16 protein-coding genes and 5 tRNA genes are annotated in these 19302 nt (G+C 40.8%); 4 read left to right on the plus strand and 17 right to left on the minus strand.

Annotated features, from left to right (window positions below):
- Positions 1-108: 108 nt before the first annotated feature.
- The 15 genes from rplL to rpsU all read right to left on the minus strand — a co-directional run bounded on the left by rplL (position 109) and on the right by rpsU (position 7397).
- On the minus strand, positions 109-483 hold the full coding sequence (rplL, locus tag HY58_RS09925; RefSeq protein ID WP_039131338.1) for a 50S ribosomal protein L7/L12: 375 nt from the start codon (positions 481-483) through the stop codon (positions 109-111).
- Positions 484-586: 103 nt separating this feature from the next.
- A complete protein-coding gene (gene rplJ, locus HY58_RS09930) occupies positions 587-1213 on the minus strand; it encodes a 50S ribosomal protein L10 (protein ID WP_052324017.1) in 627 nt (208 codons plus the stop codon).
- 46 nt (positions 1214-1259) lie between these two features.
- Positions 1260-1952 (minus strand): 50S ribosomal protein L1, encoded by a 693-nt coding sequence (gene rplA / locus HY58_RS09935; RefSeq protein WP_039131341.1) that lies wholly within the window; start codon positions 1950-1952, stop codon positions 1260-1262.
- Positions 1953-1979: 27 nt separating this feature from the next.
- The gene (rplK, locus tag HY58_RS09940) at positions 1980-2423 is read right to left on the minus strand and encodes a 50S ribosomal protein L11 (RefSeq protein ID WP_039131343.1); all 444 of its coding nucleotides are present in this window, start codon (positions 2421-2423) and stop codon (positions 1980-1982) included.
- A 234-nt stretch (positions 2424-2657) separates the two neighbouring features.
- Positions 2658-3224, minus strand: a complete 567-nt coding sequence (gene nusG, locus HY58_RS09945) for a transcription termination/antitermination protein NusG (RefSeq protein WP_039131345.1) — start codon at positions 3222-3224, stop codon at positions 2658-2660.
- A complete protein-coding gene (gene secE, locus HY58_RS09950; protein WP_039131348.1) occupies positions 3224-3418 on the minus strand; it encodes a preprotein translocase subunit SecE in 195 nt (64 codons plus the stop codon). Before secE ends, nusG begins: the two co-directional genes overlap by 1 nt.
- A 100-nt stretch (positions 3419-3518) precedes the next feature.
- Positions 3519-3592, minus strand: a tRNA-Trp gene (locus HY58_RS09955).
- 93 nt (positions 3593-3685) lie between these two features.
- Entirely contained in the window at positions 3686-4873 is a 1188-nt protein-coding gene (tuf, locus tag HY58_RS09960; protein ID WP_039131350.1) for an elongation factor Tu, read from the minus strand.
- Positions 4874-5056: 183 nt separating this feature from the next.
- Positions 5057-5128: transfer RNA gene (locus tag HY58_RS09965), tRNA-Thr, on the minus strand.
- Between the two features lie 48 nt (positions 5129-5176).
- Positions 5177-5252: transfer RNA gene (locus HY58_RS09970), tRNA-Gly, on the minus strand.
- Between the two features lie 87 nt (positions 5253-5339).
- Positions 5340-5422, minus strand: a tRNA-Tyr gene (locus tag HY58_RS09975).
- A gap of 12 nt (positions 5423-5434) precedes the next feature.
- Positions 5435-5507: transfer RNA gene (locus HY58_RS09980), tRNA-Thr, on the minus strand.
- Between the two features lie 173 nt (positions 5508-5680).
- Complete coding sequence (hpf, locus tag HY58_RS09985) at positions 5681-5980, minus strand: ribosome hibernation-promoting factor, HPF/YfiA family (protein WP_039131351.1); 300 nt, start codon at positions 5978-5980, stop codon at positions 5681-5683.
- Positions 5981-6155: 175 nt separating this feature from the next.
- Positions 6156-7064, minus strand: coding sequence for a tyrosine-type recombinase/integrase (locus HY58_RS09990; protein ID WP_039131354.1), 909 nt, complete (start codon positions 7062-7064; stop codon positions 6156-6158).
- Between the two features lie 66 nt (positions 7065-7130).
- Entirely contained in the window at positions 7131-7397 is a 267-nt protein-coding gene (rpsU, locus tag HY58_RS09995; RefSeq protein WP_253271541.1) for a 30S ribosomal protein S21, read from the minus strand.
- Between the two features lie 82 nt (positions 7398-7479).
- Between rpsU and HY58_RS10000 the strand changes: the two genes are divergently transcribed.
- The 4 genes from HY58_RS10000 to HY58_RS10015 all read left to right on the plus strand — a co-directional run bounded on the left by HY58_RS10000 (position 7480) and on the right by HY58_RS10015 (position 12266).
- Positions 7480-8079, plus strand: a complete 600-nt coding sequence (locus tag HY58_RS10000) for a riboflavin synthase (protein ID WP_039131358.1) — start codon at positions 7480-7482, stop codon at positions 8077-8079.
- 13 nt (positions 8080-8092) lie between these two features.
- The gene (locus tag HY58_RS10005; RefSeq protein ID WP_039131361.1) at positions 8093-9799 is read left to right on the plus strand and encodes a hypothetical protein; all 1707 of its coding nucleotides are present in this window, start codon (positions 8093-8095) and stop codon (positions 9797-9799) included.
- Between the two features lie 40 nt (positions 9800-9839).
- Positions 9840-10577: a bifunctional 2-polyprenyl-6-hydroxyphenol methylase/3-demethylubiquinol 3-O-methyltransferase UbiG gene (locus HY58_RS10010; protein WP_039131363.1), complete on the plus strand. Its 738-nt coding sequence runs from the start codon at positions 9840-9842 to the stop codon at positions 10575-10577.
- An 87-nt stretch (positions 10578-10664) separates the two neighbouring features.
- Positions 10665-12266, plus strand: a complete 1602-nt coding sequence (locus HY58_RS10015; protein ID WP_156123648.1) for a hypothetical protein — start codon at positions 10665-10667, stop codon at positions 12264-12266.
- Here HY58_RS10015 and hscA read toward each other — a convergent pair whose 3' ends face one another.
- Both hscA and HY58_RS10025 read right to left on the minus strand, forming a co-directional pair.
- The gene (gene hscA / locus HY58_RS10020; RefSeq protein ID WP_039131368.1) at positions 12267-14135 is read right to left on the minus strand and encodes a Fe-S protein assembly chaperone HscA; all 1869 of its coding nucleotides are present in this window, start codon (positions 14133-14135) and stop codon (positions 12267-12269) included. It lies immediately after the preceding gene.
- Between the two features lie 34 nt (positions 14136-14169).
- Positions 14170-19302 (minus strand): C25 family cysteine peptidase, encoded by a 5133-nt coding sequence (locus HY58_RS10025; RefSeq protein WP_082022124.1) that lies wholly within the window; start codon positions 19300-19302, stop codon positions 14170-14172.

Here is a 19302-nt window from a genome sequence, read left to right on the forward strand (position 1 = left end):
ATGAACAAATTTTTGGGTGAGGAAAGGGTAAAATGCCGATGCCACCCCAATTCCCTTAAATAAAAAAGCCGGGAAAAGATCCCGGCCTTTCTTTTATGTGAATACTGATTAGTTGATCTCAACATCAGCACCAGCTTCTTTAAGCTTGTTGGCAATTTCTTCAGCTTCAGCTTTAGAAACACCTTCTTTAACTGCTTTAGGAGCACCGTCAACTAGTTCCTTAGCTTCTTTCAGTCCGAGACCAGTAAGATCTTTAACGATCTTAACAACGTTTAGTTTAGAAGCACCACCGCTTTTCAGAATAACATTGAAAGCAGTTTTCTCTTCTACAGCGGCTGCACCACCACCACCATCGGCAGCTACTACAACTGCAGCAGCAGCGGGTTCGATACCATACTCGGATTTCAGAAAATCAGCCAGTTCCTGTACTTCTTTTACAGTGAGGCTTACCAGTTGTTCAGCTAATACTTTTACGTCTGCCATTGTTTAAAATTTTTACCGTCTTCACAGCCTGTATGCTCCGACGGCAGTTTTTAAAAAAATTCTAATGATATCCCCTCAGGCAGGGGAATTATTTAAATAAAAATTATTCAGCGGGTGTTGTTGGTGCCTCATGAGCAGTATCAGCACTTGCTTCCGGTGCCGCGTCAGCCTTTGCTTCTGGTGCAGCGTCAGCACTTGCCTCTGGTGCAACATCACCAGACGGTTCTGCCACAATTTCAGCCTTTTTACCTTTTTCAAGCAATGCAGCGATAACGCGCTGAGCAGGTGCTTGTAAGAGTCCGATAACTTCACCAATAAGTTCATTCTTGGTCTTAATACGGGTTAGAGCTTTCAACTGCTCATCACCAACATAGATATCACCATTTATGAATGCTGCCTTCAACACCGGGCGATCACTCTTGCTTTCAGTACGGAAAGAAGATATTATCAGAGCCGGTTCTTTCGGATTTTCAGAAAATAGTAATGCTGTAACATTATTGAGTGCTTCATATACTCCTGCATATTTTTCACTATCAATAGATTCCAGCGCTTTCTTAATGAGGGTGTTCTTAGCAACCTTCATTTCAACCTGCTTGTCGTAACATACACGGCGAAGTTTTGTCACCTGTGCAACTGTCAGACTTTCGGTGTCGGTGATATAGAAGTTATTGTATTGAGAGAACTTACCTTTCAGCAGTTCAATCACTTCTGTTTTTTGTTCTTTAGTCATACCGCAAAAATTTATTTCTGCCCCTTAAAGGGAGAAAGTTCTTGAATTAGTGAATGAATGTTTTGGTGTCGATAGTGATACCAGGACTCATGGTGCTTGCCATGCTTACACCCCTCAGGTAGGTACCTTTAGCAGTTGCAGGCTTCAGTTTCAGGATAGCATTGATAAGCTCCTGGCTGTTCTCTGCAATCTTATCAGGACCAAAACTAACCCGGCCAATCGAAGCATGAACGATACCGGCTTTATCAACCTTAAAGGCGATCTTACCACCTTTAACTTCGTTCACTGCAGATGCCACATCATTAGTAACAGTACCAGTTTTGGGGTTTGGCATCAGGTTACGTGGACCGAGGATCTTACCAAGCTTACCGATCTTTGGCATCACTGAAGGAGTAGCGATGATAACATCGATATCCGTCCATCCACCTTCAATCTTCTGGATAAATTCATCTAGTCCTACATGATCCGCACCAGCAGCTTTCGCATCATTCTCTTTATCTGGGGTACAAAGAACCAATACACGCTTTGTTCTACCTGTTCCGTGTGGGAGGGTAACTGTACCACGAACAGCCTGATCGGCTTTCTTAGGATCAACACCCAAACGGATATGCAGGTCTACGGAAGCATCGAATTTTGCGATATTCACTTCCTTCACGAGTGAAGAAGCTTCTTTAAGTGAATAAATCTTATTTGAATCAACCTTAGGGTTAACTTCTTTTCTTTTTTTTGTGATAGCCATTGCTCAAAAGTTTTTGTTAGTCAACGATTAATTTTCCCATGGAGCAACACCATCAACAGTGATACCCATGCTACGTGCTGTACCGGCTACCATTTTCATGGCACTTTCCACAGTAAAGCAATTAAGATCAGGCATTTTATCCTTTGCGATTGCTTCAACCTGGGCCCAGGTTACTTTACCAACTTTTGAACGGTTTGGCTCTTTTGAACCACTCTGCAACTTTGCAGCTTCCAACAACTGGACTGATGCAGGGGGAGTTTTGATAACAAAGTCGAATGACTTGTCAGAGTACACCGTGATCAACACAGGAAGTACTTTCCCCATTTTATCCTGAGTCCTGGCGTTAAATTGCTTACAGAACTCCATGATGTTCAGACCTTTAGAACCAAGGGCTGGACCAATGGGGGGTGCAGGGTTGGCTTGACCGCCTTTACACTGCAGCTTTACGAAACCAGTGATTTCTTTTGCCATTTTTTAAATGTTTTTTTGGTGATAGCGTCTGCTTTCGCATTTGCTGAGGCAGACTCCCAAATCCAATTCGAAATAAGAACTAATGATTGGGGGTGCAAAACTAAGACATTAATTTAATTTATCAAAGAAATTCCCTCCTTCCAATAGCTGCAGAACTTAGATAATCCGGGAAATTAAAAAAACCACTCCTTTGGGAATGGCTTAGTTAATGATATTAAATACGGCTTTAAAAAATCAGGAGAGCTTTTCTACCTGCATGTAATTAAGTTCAACAGGAGTTGATCGTCCAAAAATCTTAACGGTTACTTTTAATTTCTTCTTCTCATCGTTCACCTCTTCGATGATACCGTTGAAATCATTAAATGGACCTTCAATGATCTTTATCGTCTCTCCTACTATGAATGGTTCGCTCATGCTCATTCCACCAGCTTCGCTCATTTCATCCATTTTACCGAGCATTTTATTCACCTCCGCTTTTCTAAGAGCAATCGGATGTTCCTTACCGAGGAAATGAATGACATTACTGGTATTCTTGATGGTTTCCCGAAGATCATCTCCTAGCTTGCCTTCAACCACTTCAATCATAACGTACCCTGGGTAATAGTTGCGTTCGCGCATTACTTTTTTACCGTTTTGTACCTTATAAACTTTTTCTACCGGAAGGAAAACCTGTTTCACCACTTCGCTCCAACCGCCACGGCTGATCTCCTTATCAAGGTATTCCTTAACTTTTCGTTCTTTACCGCTCACCACGCGCAGCACGTACCATTTGGTTTCTTGTTGATTAACGATTTCTTCCATTATGCAAAGAATGAATAGATGAATTTCAGTAATGAATTTGAAGCAAAGTCCATGAGCCAGATTACCAGCGTGATAATGATGGTAGCAACCAGCACGATCATTGTGGATTGTTGGAGCTGTGCCCAGGTTGGCCAGGTTACTTTTTCAACCAGCTCTTTATAAGACTCGCTGAAGTATGTTGTTACTTTATTCATGATACAAGATTACTTGTTATTAGTTTCGATGACAGAAACAAAAGAACTCAACGGGCAGTTGACCCATTGAGCTTTTGCAAAATAATGAATTACTGTCAACTGGCACGGGCAACAGGATTCGAACCCGTATCAAAGGTTTTGGAGACCTCTATTCTACCATTGAACTATGCCCGTAAAAAAGCCACTGGAATTTGCTGTAGCCGTTAGCAAATTTACAACTAAAGGCTGGTCGCTAACACCAGTGGCTGCTATTGAGAAATTTATCGATTACTTCAGGATCTCAGTTACCTGTCCGGCTCCTACTGTACGGCCACCTTCGCGGATAGCGAATTTCAGACCTTTTTCCATAGCGATGGGCTGGATAAGGGTAACCCTTAAGTTGGTGTTATCACCAGGCATTACCATTTCAGTTCCCTCAGCAAGTGTACATTCTCCGGTTACATCCGTTGTACGGAAGTAGAACTGGGGACGATACTTATTGAAGAAAGGAGTGTGACGGCCACCTTCTTCCTTGCTCAGTACGTATACTTCACCACGGAATTCTGTATGCGGAGTGATGGAACCTGGCTTACAGATTACCATACCGCGACGGATATCTTTCTTTTCAATACCACGGAGAAGAAGACCAGCATTATCACCAGCTTCACCCTCATCGAGGAGTTTTTTGAACATTTCAACACCTGTAACAGTGGAAGTCATAGCCGTTGGCATAAGACCTACGATCTCAACACCTTCACCAACTTTAATACGACCACGCTCGATACGACCTGTTGCAACAGTACCACGACCAGTAATTGAGAATACATCTTCCACAGACATCAGGAATGGCATATCAACCGGGCGCGGAGGCAGTGGAATGTAGCTATCAACCGCTTCCATCAACTCTTCGATCTTTTTAACCCACTTCTCTTCACCAGCGAGGGCTCCGGTTGCAGAACCCTGAATGATTGGAGTGTTGTCACCGTCAAAGCCATAAGAGCTAAGGAGGTCACGAATTTCCATTTCAACCAGTTCTAACAATTCAGCATCGTCAACCAGATCAACTTTATTCATAAAAACAACGATCTGAGGTACACCAACCTGGCGAGCCAGTAGGATGTGCTCTTTCGTTTGGGGCATAGGACCATCTGTAGCAGCCACAACCAAAATAGCACCGTCCATCTGAGCAGCACCTGTAATCATGTTTTTCACATAGTCAGCGTGACCGGGACAGTCAACGTGAGCGTAGTGACGGTTTGCTGTCTGATATTCAACGTGTGCAGTATTGATGGTAATACCACGCTCTTTTTCTTCAGGAGCTCCATCAATTTCATCATACTTCTTTGCTGTCGCTAATCCTTTACTTGCCAGAATGGAAGTAATTGCGGCAGTCAAAGTGGTTTTACCGTGGTCAACGTGGCCAATAGTACCTACGTTAACGTGGGGCTTTTCCCTCTTAAAGGTCTCTTTTGCCATTTTATTTGTTTTTAAGTTGTGGTTTAAAATTGTAAGTCCAAATGACTTATTATAATTTATGTGTCTGCAAAGATACCGATATCCTTATCCATGCCTGACACAATTCAACACATTTTTACCATTATATCTTGTGATTAACAATACTCCCTGGGAGCGGTCAATCAGCCGATTTTCGATCCAAAGAGCCGTTAGTGAGAATCGAACTCACGACCTCTTCCCTACCAAGGAAGTGCTCTACCACTGAGCTACAACGGCACAAACCTGTTTGTAGTTAGTGGTTCGTGGTTTAACTACAAACCAATCTGGAGCGGAAGACGAGTCTCGAACTCGCAACCTATAGCTTGGAAGGCTATCGCTCTACCAATTGAGCTACTTCCGCTTATTACCAACAGTGAGAAAAGAACCATTTCCCAGTATGTTGTTAAGAACTTAACCCGCATTTGTTTTACCAATTGCGGGTGTTAAGTGGGCAGGAGAGGATTCGAACCTCTGAAGTCGAAAGACAGCGGATTTACAGTCCGCCCCATTTGGCCGCTCTGGAACCTGCCCGATTATTACAAGAGCCACTTGTCGGAATCGAACCAACGACCTACTGATTACAAATCAGTTGCTCTACCAGCTGAGCTAAAGTGGCGATTGATCCCCTTAAAGAACTACCCGTTTTTGTTTCGGGATGGCAAAGGTAACAGAATTATAGAAATACAAAAATTTTGAAATCATTTTTTTTAAAAAAACCACACACCGTAGGATTGACGAGAATTTGGGACAAAAAAAAAGACCTCCTGAGAGGTCTTTTTCGAGTTTTTATTAAGCGATCAGCTTGTCTTTTTTTCTTTTTATTTGATTAACAATTGAATCCAGTGCGCTGTCAAATGATTCCTCAAATGATTTAGAACTGGCCTTTACAAAGAAATCATGGCGGGGTACGTGTACTCTGATCTCCGCTACCTTGTCTTTAATCTGGTGCACTACATTGTCTAATTTCAAAAAAACATCCACTTTGATGATCCGGTCATGAAATGTACTGAGTTTCGCCAGTCGGTTAGTTACATAATCAACAAGCTTTGAATCTGCATCAAAGTGAACAGTCTGAATGTTAACGTTCATAGCAATCACGTTTTATCTGTGAACAATAAATAAAGAGCTTATTTGTAAGACCATCCTTTTCAGGCCGAAAAATGTCTTGCTATGAAGTTAATATAAGAAGGGTCATTTTCCAAGAAAGGCAGTCATTATATTTTGACTTTCACAACACCTTAATAGAGTTTAAAATTTTAGCATATCAACCCTTTGGATGAGCCTTTTTATGTATTTCCCGGAGCTTTCCGATAGTGGTGTGTGTATATACCTGGGTGGCGGCCAGGCTCGAATGCCCAAGCAGTTCCTTGACAGCATTCAGATCAGCACCATTATTCAATAGATGAGTTGCAAAACTATGCCTCAGTATGTGTGGACTCCTTTTACTAAGTGTTGTAAAATCTTTGAGGTATTCACGAACGATCTTATAAACATACTGGGCGTAAAGGGGATTCCCCTTCTCTGTAAGAAGCAAGTGCTGTTGGTCAAACTGTTCCCATCGCCCGGCTTTTCCGGCTTCATAAGCTGATATTGATTCCAGCAGATCTTTATTCACAGGAATAATGCGCTCCTTATTGCCCTTGCCCACCACACGCAAATTGTGGCTATAATGATCAATCTGGCTGCTTTTCAGATTCACCAGCTCACTCCTCCGCATACCCGTTTGGTAAAGAAGTTTCAATATTAACTCAGTTGTGAGCGCCCGCCAACCATCACCAAAAGAATTGCGGGCAAATAATTGCTCTGCTTTATCAGTTTCTACATACACAGGAAGCTTTTTCCCAACCTTAGGGGCCGATAAATTAGCTACCGGAGAAATGCGTATAAATCCTTTCTTAAGCAGGTACTTATAAAATGAGCGCAGGGAAGAAAGTTTACGACCTATGGACCGTGCACCAAGCGAGTTCTTTCCTTCTTTCATCGTGGAAAGCCAGGTGCGAACAAAAGAAACACTGGCATCCTTTAAATTATCAGTTTCAAATTCAAATCTGATAAAATCCTTGAACGAACTTATATCATCCTGGTAGGCCCTGATGGTATGCTCTGAATAACGCTTTTCAAAGCGCAGATACTGTATAAAATCTAATAAAAGGACATCTTCAGGTATATGCATACAAAAGCGATAGCAGCAAAGCTAATACTTTGCTGCTATCGCATCACACTATAAAGATGTAGATAATCAGATTTCGATCTTACCGCTGGAGATCTGCTGCTTGTAAACAGCCTTCAACACCTGGGCACGACGCTTAATAGACGGCTTTGTGAATGACTGACGTTCTCTTAGTTGCAACAGCACTTTAGCCTTTTCAAACTTTTTCTTGTACTTCTTGAGCGCCTTGTCAATGTTTTCGCAATCTTTTGAATCGATGATCAGCATGGTAATATACCTCCTTTGGTAATTTTTTGGAGGGCAAAGATAGGAAACAATATAAAAATACCAAATCATTTGTAACTAAATTTCCCTTCTTTTTAGACCCTTTTGATTATCCAGAGCGTCCTTTTAATCAATTAACTCCTAATTTGCGACTATGTTTACCGGAATTATTGAAACCATCGGAATAGTGGAAAGCATTGAAAAAGAGGGCAGTAATTCTATATTCTGGCTGAATTCGACCCTTTCCAACACCTTCAAAATTGATCAGAGTGTAGCACACAATGGTGTTTGTCTTACTATTGACCAACTTTCAGAAGATAAGCATCGGGTAACTGCGATTTCAGAAACACTGGAGAAAACTGAACTGGGTTCGTGGAAAGTGGGAGCATTGGTTAATCTCGAGCGTTGCATGGTGATGAATGGCCGGATTGATGGCCATATTGTTCAGGGCCATGTTGACTGCACCGCAACCTGTTTAGAAAAGGTTGATATGGATGGAAGCTGGGAGTTCCGGTTTCGCATCCCTCCACAATTTTCCACATTAATCATTGAAAAAGGATCGATTTGCCTGAATGGGATCAGTCTTACCATCTTCAATGTCAGTATAGATGAGTTTTCGGTGGCAATTATACCGTATACATTTACCCACACCAATATTGGAACTATCGAAGTGGGGATGAGGGTGAATATAGAATTTGATATCATAGGAAAATATGCCAATCGGATTGCAGAGTTAAAAACCACCATTAAATAATATAATACGGCACATGCTTCTTGTTCTTCTGGCCCAGCTTATTATTTCGCTTTACAGCGTTTTAACAGGTTTTATTTTCTACCGGCTGGCATTAACAAATGATTCAAAAGAACATCCATCCATAAGCAGGCCATTGATAAATCATTTCATTACCGGACTTGCAATCATTACCTGTTTCGCCCAGTTAGCAAATTTTGGTTTCCCTCTAAATGGTAAAATTTTCATTGCCTATTCATTCTTATTAATTGCAGGGGTGTTTATTTTCAGAAGAGACCTGCTTCTTTTTTTCTCCCGGCTCCAAAAACCCAGGTTGAATGTAATTAATACCCTATCCTTCCTGGCATTCGGAACCATGGTAATAGTTATTGCAAGTGGCCCAACCATTATGGATGATACCGAATCTTATCACATGCAGTTGATCCGTTGGAGTAAAACATATAATACAGTTCCCGGAATCGCGAACCTGCATGAACGGTATGGGTTTCAATCCTCCTGGTTTGCTCTATCTGCGTTTTTTTTCCAGGCTCCCATGAGTTATAATTTTTTTGCGGCATTAAATGGTACAGTATGCATATGGTTAAGCTATTACCTGATTTCAAATATTTCATATTCCTCGGCAAATAATAAGGAAACTATACTGGCATGGGCAAGTTTTCTAATGCTTCTGGCACTAACATTATCCTGGCCTCTACTGAGAGGATCGTCCACAAATTCAAATTATGATTTCATTGCAACAACAGTAATAATTATACTTGTTGCTCAGGAGTTTGAAGCTCGCACAATAAACTCGCGATCCGGAAATGAATTGGAATGGATCCTTTGGCCTGCTTATCTTTTTTCTGTTCGCATAATAAATTACCCGATGCTAATGCTGTTGTTGGTGAGCGTATTCTATATGCTTCGACGCAGACAATACAGTCAAATGCTCCGGATAATCATTCCCTCCCTGCTATTAGCGGGAGCAATGATTGGCAGAACCTATATAAGCTCCGGCTACCCCTTTTTCCCATCAATGGAGTTTGATTTTTTTGAACCCGACTGGAAAGTGCCGCAGGAACTTGTGCAGGAATTACTGAGATTCATCAAATATTATAACAGGGCTTCAACAGAATATCAAGACCTTGCCACTACGAAGTCTATGGGTATGTGGGGTTGGATACCCGCATGGTTTTCATACCTCCCGGGTTTTGATAAAGTGCTGATACTAATAATACCCATTGGATTATTAACAACCACATACCTGGTATTCGTAAAATATAAGGGTATTAGGGTATTGAACTTTAAAATATTATTCCTGGTTATTCTGTTTCAAATTATCTCATGGTTTCTGGTGGCACCCGATCCCCGGTTCAGTTATGGGGCATTACTACTCATTGCCATTTGTCCGGCTTATTTCCTTAAAAATTCCAGGTTCTTACAGAAAGGAAAAATTCTATCTGCCAGCATACTTCTTTTATCCGCAGCTGTATTCGCATATACAGGCAAAAAAATAGTGACTGATAATAATTATAAGCATTTCCTTTCCCCTATTAAGAACCCGGTTCCTGAATTCAATACAGTTAATGTAGATGGCATTCAAGTAGTGATCCCGAAGAAACTTGGAAATAAATGGAATCCCCGGTGTTATTGCCTTCCATTGCCCTGTACATATACCCTGCAGCATAAACTTACACATCGAGGTAGCACTATTGCAGATGGGTTTAAGATCAAAAAGAATTAATTTCCCAATTATGAAACAATCTTTGATACATCTTTAAGTGATGCCTGAAAAAATCATATCCGATAAAGACGAGATAGGCTCTTCAACTCTGCAGGCTATAAGCAATGCAAATAAATTCAACCGATGGATGTATGAGAATATCAGGCCTTACATCAATGGGAATGTACTTGAAATCGGAAGCGGAATCGGTAATATATCGGAGTTTCTGCTTAAAGATCACAAAGTGACCCTCTCGGATATAAATCCTGATTATTGTCACTACCTTAAAAACCGCTTCAAGGGAAATGCTTGTCTGGAAGGAATAATGGGGATAGATCTGGTGGATCCTGAATTCGATATAAAATACTCAGGTATTACCAAAAAGTATGGAACGGTCGTTCTTTTAAATGTGATTGAACATATCAAAGAACAAGATGAGGCCTTAATAAATATCCAAAAAATATTATCACCGGGTGGAAGACTAATTATGCTTGCACCATCTTATGAATCACTCTACTGCAAAATAGATAAGGGCCTGGGGCATTATAGGCGCTACACCAAAGATACAATGCAACAATTGCTTGAAAACAATGGATTCAATGTTGTTCACAGTCAGTATTTTAATTTCACGGGGATATTAGGATGGTATGTGTTTGGGAAATTGTTAGGGAAAGAAAAGATCGGTAACGGGGAAATGAAGATATATGAAACTCTGGTCCCCCTTATTAAAATAGTTGACCGATTTACCAATAGAGTTGCAGGACTTTCTATTATTCAGGTTGGAATAAAGCAAGCATAGATGTTACAGGTAATAGCAGCAATAATTTACATTTCAGTCATCTGCTGGTTATGGGGACAAATGCTGCTGAACGCGATTAACCTTTACATGAACCATCAAAATTCAACACCAGTTATTGATGTTGAATTTTCCTGCCTCACAGGACTTTCTTTTATAGGCATCGTGCTTCAGGTTCTTTGTTTGTTTATGCCCTTAGGCGGATGGGGAATTCATTTGTTATTTGCCTTGCCGCCACTGTTATTCTATTTCAGCAACAGACGCTTACCCTATGTATTTATCAATGCTCTTCGTCATAGATTTTCAGGATTAAATATTGCAGGCTGGGGATTTTTCATAACAGGGAGTTTATTTGTTCTGGCCATACATCCGTGGCATGTTATTAATCCGGATACTACAGGCTATCATGCCCCTATCATAGAGTGGACGCTACAATATGGAACAGTGCCTGGCATTGCTAATCTTAATGGAAGACTTGGACTTAGCAGTAGCTGGTTCATATTGTCGGCATTTTTCAAATTTGATTTTACAGGAACAGGCGCACTTACTTTCATAAATGCTGTTGTTCTGATATGGTGCATATCTTATACTGCCGGTGTCCTAAATAAACAACTCCGGAAGCAATCTGGATTCATCGTAGTCAGTATAATATGGATTGCATTCATTTTTGGAATATACACGATGATTTACCAGGCAGCTAGTTCAGCTAGCCCGGATTTTATAATCTGTATTTTCTTATGGTCAGCTTTTCTCCTTCTGCTTGACACTGATACAAAAAGTGAATATGCCATGGAAAGTGAAATGGCTTTAATAATCCTGGCTTTCGCTGTTACTTTAAAAATATCTGCCGCCGCGGCAATACTCCTGATTCCATTAATCTACAAAAACATACCATCGTCTTCATCAATTAAGAAGATCCTGTTTATATCCATTCCCCTAATACTTTCACTTGGGGCCTTCCTGGCACGTAATGTTATCCTTTCGGGGTACCCGCTTTTTCCTTCAACCATGTTTAACTTTTTCGATGTGGACTGGAAATTTTCTCCTCAGCTGGCAGAAGAAATTGAAATCTATATAACTGCATTTGCCAGGGCAGGAAGTGTTGAGTGGGAGGACTATAAAGATATATCGAACCTGAAATTTTCAGAATGGAGCCAATTATGGTGGAACGCATTAACCTTTATGGAAAAAATTTTCTTTTTTTCTGTTTTAGTTTCCATTTCCTATCTGCTTTTGAATATAAAAAAAATATTTGCAACGAAAACTCTGGGGTGGATAACAATAGTTTGCCTGATCAGCAGTATCCTATGGATGACAAAAGTTCCTGCATTGAGATTTTCGCAGGCCTATCTTTTACCGTTAATCCTGATTTCAGTATGGTTGATGATCGATAGAGTTAAATCGATCATTCCTAAAAAACACCCCAACATTGCAGTAATAATACTAATTCTCTTTATTGGAGGATACAGTATATATCGTTTTTATACATTTTTCGATGCAGTAAACATTTTTCGGCCATATGGCACTATTAACTCACCTGGCACTTTCAGGAACTGTAATGGGATTTATATTTTCATCCCACAGAACCCAAATGGTTGTGGCACCAATCCCTTACCATGTGCTTACAATAGCTGTGAAACATTCGAACCACGGGGATCAAGTATTAGAGATGGGTTCCGCTCAAAAAAATAATTAATAATTATCAGAAATGTTTTTACCTCCTATGGCTTTCCGGATGGCTATGTCCATCAATCTTTCGGCATAGGGGCGTGATATTTCGTTCAGTTTTTCAATTTGAAATTGCAGTTCATCTTTTGTTCCCTGAGATATCAGGTTGCGGAGTGCGTTAATAGCCTCATTTGTCTGATCAACTTCTGAGGGGGTCAGGTATTCCTTATTCTTCTCAATGAAATTTAGTGTTGTGTCTATCAGTTGAGCAGCCTCGGTTTTCGCCTCTGTTAATGCCCGGGTCTTAATATCATCTTTAGCATTAATAATAGAATCCATCAACATCTTCTCTACTTCTGAGTCGGTAAGTCCGTATTGTGGTTTAACTTCAATGCTTTGCTCCGTACCGCTTCTTATCTCCTTTGCATTTACGAGTAAAATGCCATCTGCATTTATCAGGAAACTGATCTCCACTTTAGGTAAACCCGCAGGCATTGCGGGTATACCTTCCAAAATAAACGATGCTAATTTGCGGTTATCTTTTACAAGATCACGTTCACCCTGAAAAACAGAAATGACAATGCCTGATTGTCCATCTTTTTGTGAAGTGTAATTACGTGACACACGTGTTGGAATCTTGGTGTTCCGGGGAATCAACACATCCATCAACCCACCCATAGTTTCCACACCCAGAGATAGAGGTGTAATGTCAAGCAACAACATTTCCTTATTGTTTCCAGCAAGGATATTGGCTTGCACAGCAGCACCAAGAGCTACTACTTCATCGGGGTTTAGCGTATCGTGCAATGAGAGGCCAAAAAAATCGCTCACCAAACTCTTAATGAGAGGCGTGCGTGTAGAACCTCCAACCATAACAACCTCGTTAATATCCTGCTTTTTCAGACCCGCATCTTTCAATGCAATCTCGCAGGCACCAAGCGTTTTTGTTATGTAGGGTTGAATAAGTTTATTAAACTCAGAAACGGTAACCTGTAACTGGATATCACCAATATGGTCAATAAAAACATCCTTTGAAGATAAATGGACCTTTGCCGTCTCTGCTTTTAGACGAAGGGTTTGCATTAGTTCTTTGTCATTCTGCAGGCGCTCTTCACCGATCTTATGTTCTTTCACCCATTTTTTAACAATAAGCTGGTCGAAATCATCGCCTCCAAGATAAGTATCGCCATGAGTGGAAAGAACCTCAAAAATCCCATTATGGATCTTAAGAATACTAATATCGAATGTACCGCCACCCAGGTCATAAACTGCGATGGCCTTTTCTTCTTCTTTATTCAATCCTATGCCATATGCAAGACTAGCTGCAGTAGGTTCATTTATTATACGGAGAACATCGAGGCCAGCGAGTCTACCCGCATCCCTTGTAGCCTGGCGCTGAGAATCATTAAAATATGCAGGCACTGTAATCACAGCTTTAGTAACTGGTGTTTTCAATATATGTTCAGCCCTTGACCTAAGCTCTTTAAGAATAAATGATGAAAGCTCCACAGGGGTATAAAATTGAGGGCCCACCTGTACTTTTACAAGGCTTTCAGTGTTATCATCATGAACCTTGAATGCATAAAATGATGCATTATCACGTATATCATTATATGATTTCCCCATTAGCCTTTTGGTGGAATAGATGGTATTTGCTGGATCCCTGATCAGGAGTTTCCTTGCATCCTCCCCCACCGTTATGGAATTATTTTCACCGAAGTGTACGATAGAGGGCACTAATGAAGTACCATTATGCTCTCTTAATGCCACAGGTTGATTACTATCCGGATGAATAATTGCAACCAGGCTATTTGTAGTACCCAGGTCAATGCCCACAATCATCTCTTCCTTCTGCAAACTCCCGGTCGCTATATTAATTCCAATCTTCGCCATAGAAACAAGATTTGTGTCTTCGCAAAGATAGCGATTAGCGCATCAGGTACATTTTTCCATAACCACGATTGAAGAATTGGTCGGTCCGGTCACCTTCAGCCTTGTATTTGTCCATTTTTTTACCATTAAGGCTGGTTATGACCCTATATAGATAAACGCCATTAGCGAGACGTTGTCCAAATTGGTCAGTACCATCCCATTTATACTCAGAAATATTCCTGCCTATCCTGATGGGACCCAGTTCTGCACCTGTAATTTCTTTAACGATCTTACCAGTAACCGTGAGAATCTGGATCTTGAAATTTGTAGGCACCTCACTACCGGTAAGGGTAAATACAAATGCAGTAGAAGTTGTAAATGGATTTGGATAATTCAACAGATTGGAGATCATTGGTTTGCTGATCACAAGGAATTCTACCGAGTAATCAATTTTACCGGCTGGATTGTCACTTGCATCTTTACCGGAAACAATCAATTCATAAAAATCACCCTCCTCATTGAATACTTCTGTAAAGGATGGCCTGAAATCAATAGTAGCAGTATTATCTTCTGTATTCACAGCTGGTGTAAACCTTATAGTATCATTATCGAATCTGAATTGTTTAACAACGCCATTCGGATACTTCACTTTCACAGTCATCAGCGATGTATCATTTAGAAGTCTGAATTTTGACTCGTCCTTCAATTTGATCTGGATATGCGGTCTTGCAGATACTATATCCCCACTAAGAATATGCGTTCCATCAAAAGTTACATCCATCAATGGATTGATCTCATCCCCTTTTACAAATAGATTTCGGAAAATAAAATTATTAAAATGGTATTGCTCCGGTTGGTGACCATCCGGATTGAAGTCAATGTATATAGTATTGGCACCAGGGAAATTCTTTGTATCAATACTGTACTGGAACCGAATAGTATCACCACTTATTAATGGTCTCATCAATGCCAGAGGCAATTCATGGGGAACATTATCCTTATCCGTAATAATTACTTTGACCTTCAGACTGTCAAAAAAAACCTTACTGACATTCTTAAAAGCAATACCTAAACTCACCTGCTCCCCTAATTCAACAGTATCCTTAGTGTTGAAAAACAAATTAGGGGCAACAGCTCCTTCAGGAATAGGATCATAGATCAATCTCCAATATTGAAGCTGGTATGGTGTGTTATTGGCAGTATCAGTATTTACCATGCGAAGCTTCAGGAAAGGATATAAGCGGGCATCAATTTCGGATATATCAACATTTTTTTCATTAATCCCTATCTCCTTTAATATCGTCTCGCTATTATCGGGTTTCAGTCCTATAATCGAAATCTTCACCTCATCCTTACCTGGTTCTTCCACCTGGCTGCCATTCCAACGAAGTGATTTCCATTGTTTTGCCGGACCAAAAGCCGGGGAGGTTATAATACCGGATGTTTGTGGTGTAGGTGCAACTATACCAAAAGCCAGTTTGTCATAAATACCAGTGGAAAATTTCATCACCGGAGTAAAACCGTTCCTGTCATTCTTTCGGAAGAAAAACACCCAGGCACGTGAACGATTGAAGCTATCAATTTGTGTGAAGCCCTGATCTAGGAGTTTATGATATAATGAATTCCCTGATCCAAATGCGGCGGTATCCGCCCTCCAGACATCGGGATAGGTGTTGCCTGTAAACTCAGGGTTATTATTGTTCCGCACGAGTACATAGGATCCTTCTGGTATAAGGTCAATGAAATCCATTGCCCTTTTTCTCCAGTCGCGGGTGTTAACCCTATATTCAAAATTATGTGCCCTTCCCACACCACAATTAGAGTTATAACTATTGTAAAGACCAACACCACCTGTTATCTTATTGTCCCACAACTTGAAAGTATTCCGGTCGAAAACATGAAAGATGAGTTCGTCATAAATACATCCTGCCCCGGTAGGTTCTTCATTGTTTACAATGATGGCAAAATCAGCCTGTTCAGCTGATGCTGTGGGGTAGGTTGCCTGCCTTATAAAAAGATCATTATCCCTGTTACCAAATTTCCAGTGACGGGTAACGGTATCAATAAATATCTGCTCGACGTCAGAATTAAGATGCTGAAAGTAATGCGATTGGGAAAACCCCTCCTGCTCAGTATTTCTGAAAAAGAAGGAGCTTGTATTCCAAAAATATTCCTGTCCGCTTGCAGGTATAAGTGCAGTTCGCCAGTAATAAACAGTGCTGTCTGAATATGTAAGTTGTGGGTCAAATTCAAGCAAACCTCCCACAGATGAAAGGGTGATTGTTTTCTTTAGAGGGGAACTAAATAATTCCGTTGTATCAATCTCCATCACATATTGTTTCATACCACTAAAAGGATCTGCAGTAGATGCGAATAACTTTTGCGATGGATTTGAAACGATCGCATATTGGTAAGGGAATACTGGTGTCAGTTCATCTTCAAATATGAAGAAATTCTTAGAAATTGCATTATTCCCTTCATCCATCTCCGGTATCTGGGCTATACCATCTAAAACAACACTGATACTATTCTGCCCTTTATCAGTAAGTGCATTCACCGGGAGAGTAAATTCCAATGAATCAGCATATAGAACAGCTGGTCTTTTTTGATCATACAAAGTAGTACTGGTTCCATCAGCATTCGATCTTTTAATCAGCACATGCAGGGAGTCTCCAACTGCCTTACCCAGGTTAAAAAACTTAACCTTCAGCTTAAAGTTTTGATCTGAGATTGATATGAAATTTGACTCAAGCTGTATGAGTGATTCTTCAATCATATAATCAGGCTTTTCCTGGAAATTCATGACCAGGGCCGGATCACCATGAAGAGAAATCTGTTCAGTATGTGTACGGGCAAAATAGTTATCTCCATAATAATCGCTCATATCATCAAGCGCATCAACCATCAACTGTCCCAATGTAGCTCCATAATCAGTTACACCCATACGCTTGTAAAATGCCTCAAGATAAGTGTCAAGAAAGTTCATCAGCCCGAAATGGGTACTGGCAATAAAGGCAATGCCGCCTTTCTGCCTGGCAAGTGTAAATTTCTCTGTCAGGGTTTGGGTTTCAAGTAATCTTTGCGGACTGTAGCGGAAAAAATCGCCGGCATCACAACCATTAACGGAAAAAACCGGGTATTTGCCGGTATTGTTATAGGCATCGGGATTTTCAATACTGAACTCAAGTGTTGTTGAAGAAGAATGACCGAAATAGGTCACCATGCTAAGTCCCTCTTCAAAAAGCTCACGAACACGTTGTGAACCCGATTGATCAACTTCACCTGAAACATCCTTACATAGGACTTCCACCCGTGCTCCTGCCAGGGTATCTTCAATAATGTTCTTGTACTTGTTTACAAAGTTACAGAGTGGACCAGCAAGCAGTGAACTACTGGCACCCGTAATATGAAGCATGTTCTTCATCCAAAGCCTTCCATCAACGGTATTGGGTGCAGAACGTTGGAGCTGTTCATACTCTTTTACCTTTTCGAAATAATCAGCCAGTTCGGTTGCACTGATAACCGAAATTCTTCCAATCTCCAATTCCGGTTTTGAACTGGTGATATTACTGGTCGTAAGCATATTATCTGAACCAGGAAAACCAAAAGTTGGTACCAGGTTCAGATTCTCCAATTCCGGTTGATCGGAATATACCCCGGTGTTCCAGTCTATATTCCGGTATGCCGTATAGTTGACTCCCTTCCCCAAAAGCAGAACTTTTGAAATACCCTGGCCGAAATTCGCCTTTGCATATCGGAGAAAATTCCGAATAGAGGACGGGTGGCCTTTAGTCCCGAATGCAAACTGATCTGTTAATTCGTGGATGTCATAAATTCTGCCATTATAAGATCCTCCCACAGCACTGCTTCTGTATGCCCGGTATTCATCCACCGGATTTCTGCCAGATGCTCCGTTGGACAATTTAGGATGGCTGATAAAAATATAATTCCCCTGCACGCTGGCATTGGAGTAGTTGACAAATTTTCGTTCTGTCAATGTATTTATTGGTGAAGCATAAGCAGGCGACTGGTTTACGACAACCATTTTACGGGCACGTGAACTTCCATTCAATCGAAATCGGACGAGACCCGTCTGCTCAATATTTCCGGTATATCGTTCCTGTGTTTCCAGGTCATAAAGAACCGGGGCAATGCCATTACCGTTAAAGTTTCTAATTTCAAAATAATAACCATCAGTACGAGGTTCCATTTCAAAATAGAACTGCCCTTTGCCATCAAAATCAAACTCACGGGCATACGTCAATTCGATGAAGGATAGAACCATCCTGTCGAGGTAGGGATCAGCACCAGCCGGTTTAGGGGGCTGTACATCAGTAACAGCCACGGAAGCTGACGCAGCCGACAGAAGTGAAGACTGGAAACTCACTGAACGGATCATGTCGGTATAGAAATCCATCTGCCTCTCTTCCAGTTGAGTATTGTTCAAGGCTACGCGAACTCTTCTGGTTTTACCTGTATTACCAAATGCACCATATCTTAAAGTGGCATCAGGACCATTTGGAATTGCCCGAAGATTTGGGAAAACAACTGTGCGGGTTTCTCTTTCCCGGATCTCCCAACTGCTCCAGAATTCACCTCTGTCATATGCAGAAGAGTACACATTCTCGCCTGCATTAGCAGACAATCCCGGATTGATCTGTTCTTTGAAATATAAAGCAGCCTTATGATAAAAATAAGCTTCAGGAGGTATTGAATTTCCACTTAAATCATTGGCTACATCTATAAACCTTTTATTAATTGAAGAAGTTTCAACTGTAAGGAAATAGGCGGCACTATCAGAATGCAAATTATATTTAGCAGTATGCTGGTAAGCAGGATTTCTGTAGAGTTCCCGATCCGATTCGCCATCATTCGCTAATCCCCAGAATTCAATATATCCATTATCGGGCAATTGACCCATTGGAACGGAAGTATAAATAGGAACTTCTTTCCCATTTCTATATAACCGAAAATGTTCAGCAGAAACAGCGCCTAATCCATATGCAGTGAGTGTAGATTTACTGATACGATAAAGACTGTCTTTTCCAACGGAAAATTTATAATACGTGTTATTGTAATTGATCCATTCGTTATTGAAGGTTTGCGCGAATATTACGCCGTCAAATGAAAAGACAAGCAACAGCAGGACGCATATTCTCCGGAAACTAATGCTACATTTTTTTTGCAT

Source organism: Flavihumibacter sp. ZG627, from assembly GCF_000814325.1.
Classification (GTDB): Bacteria; Bacteroidota; Bacteroidia; order Chitinophagales; family Chitinophagaceae; genus Flavihumibacter.

Excerpts from the sequence above, each read along its gene's own strand:
- rplL (WP_039131338.1), bottom strand. The coding sequence starts at position 483 with ATGGCAGACGTAAAAGTATTAGCTGAACAACTGGTAAGCCTCACTGTA.
- rplJ (WP_052324017.1), bottom strand. The coding sequence starts at position 1,213 with ATGACTAAAGAACAAAAAACAGAAGTGATTGAACTGCTGAAAGGTAAG.
- rplA (WP_039131341.1), bottom strand. The coding sequence starts at position 1,952 with ATGGCTATCACAAAAAAAAGAAAAGAAGTTAACCCTAAGGTTGATTCA.
- rplK (WP_039131343.1), bottom strand. The coding sequence starts at position 2,423 with ATGGCAAAAGAAATCACTGGTTTCGTAAAGCTGCAGTGTAAAGGCGGT.
- nusG (WP_039131345.1), bottom strand. The coding sequence starts at position 3,224 with ATGGAAGAAATCGTTAATCAACAAGAAACCAAATGGTACGTGCTGCGC.
- secE (WP_039131348.1), bottom strand. The coding sequence starts at position 3,418 with ATGAATAAAGTAACAACATACTTCAGCGAGTCTTATAAAGAGCTGGTT.
- tuf (WP_039131350.1), bottom strand. The coding sequence starts at position 4,873 with ATGGCAAAAGAGACCTTTAAGAGGGAAAAGCCCCACGTTAACGTAGGT.
- hpf (WP_039131351.1), bottom strand. The coding sequence starts at position 5,980 with ATGAACGTTAACATTCAGACTGTTCACTTTGATGCAGATTCAAAGCTT.
- HY58_RS09990 (WP_039131354.1), bottom strand. The coding sequence starts at position 7,064 with ATGCATATACCTGAAGATGTCCTTTTATTAGATTTTATACAGTATCTG.
- rpsU (WP_253271541.1), bottom strand. The coding sequence starts at position 7,397 with ATGATTTGGTATTTTTATATTGTTTCCTATCTTTGCCCTCCAAAAAAT.
- HY58_RS10000 (WP_039131358.1), top strand. The coding sequence starts at position 7,480 with ATGTTTACCGGAATTATTGAAACCATCGGAATAGTGGAAAGCATTGAA.
- HY58_RS10005 (WP_039131361.1), top strand. The coding sequence starts at position 8,093 with ATGCTTCTTGTTCTTCTGGCCCAGCTTATTATTTCGCTTTACAGCGTT.
- HY58_RS10010 (WP_039131363.1), top strand. The coding sequence starts at position 9,840 with ATGCCTGAAAAAATCATATCCGATAAAGACGAGATAGGCTCTTCAACT.
- HY58_RS10015 (WP_156123648.1), top strand. The coding sequence starts at position 10,665 with ATGAACCATCAAAATTCAACACCAGTTATTGATGTTGAATTTTCCTGC.
- hscA (WP_039131368.1), bottom strand. The coding sequence starts at position 14,135 with ATGGCGAAGATTGGAATTAATATAGCGACCGGGAGTTTGCAGAAGGAA.
- HY58_RS10025 (WP_082022124.1), bottom strand. The coding sequence starts at position 19,302 with ATGCAAAAAAAATGTAGCATTAGTTTCCGGAGAATATGCGTCCTGCTG.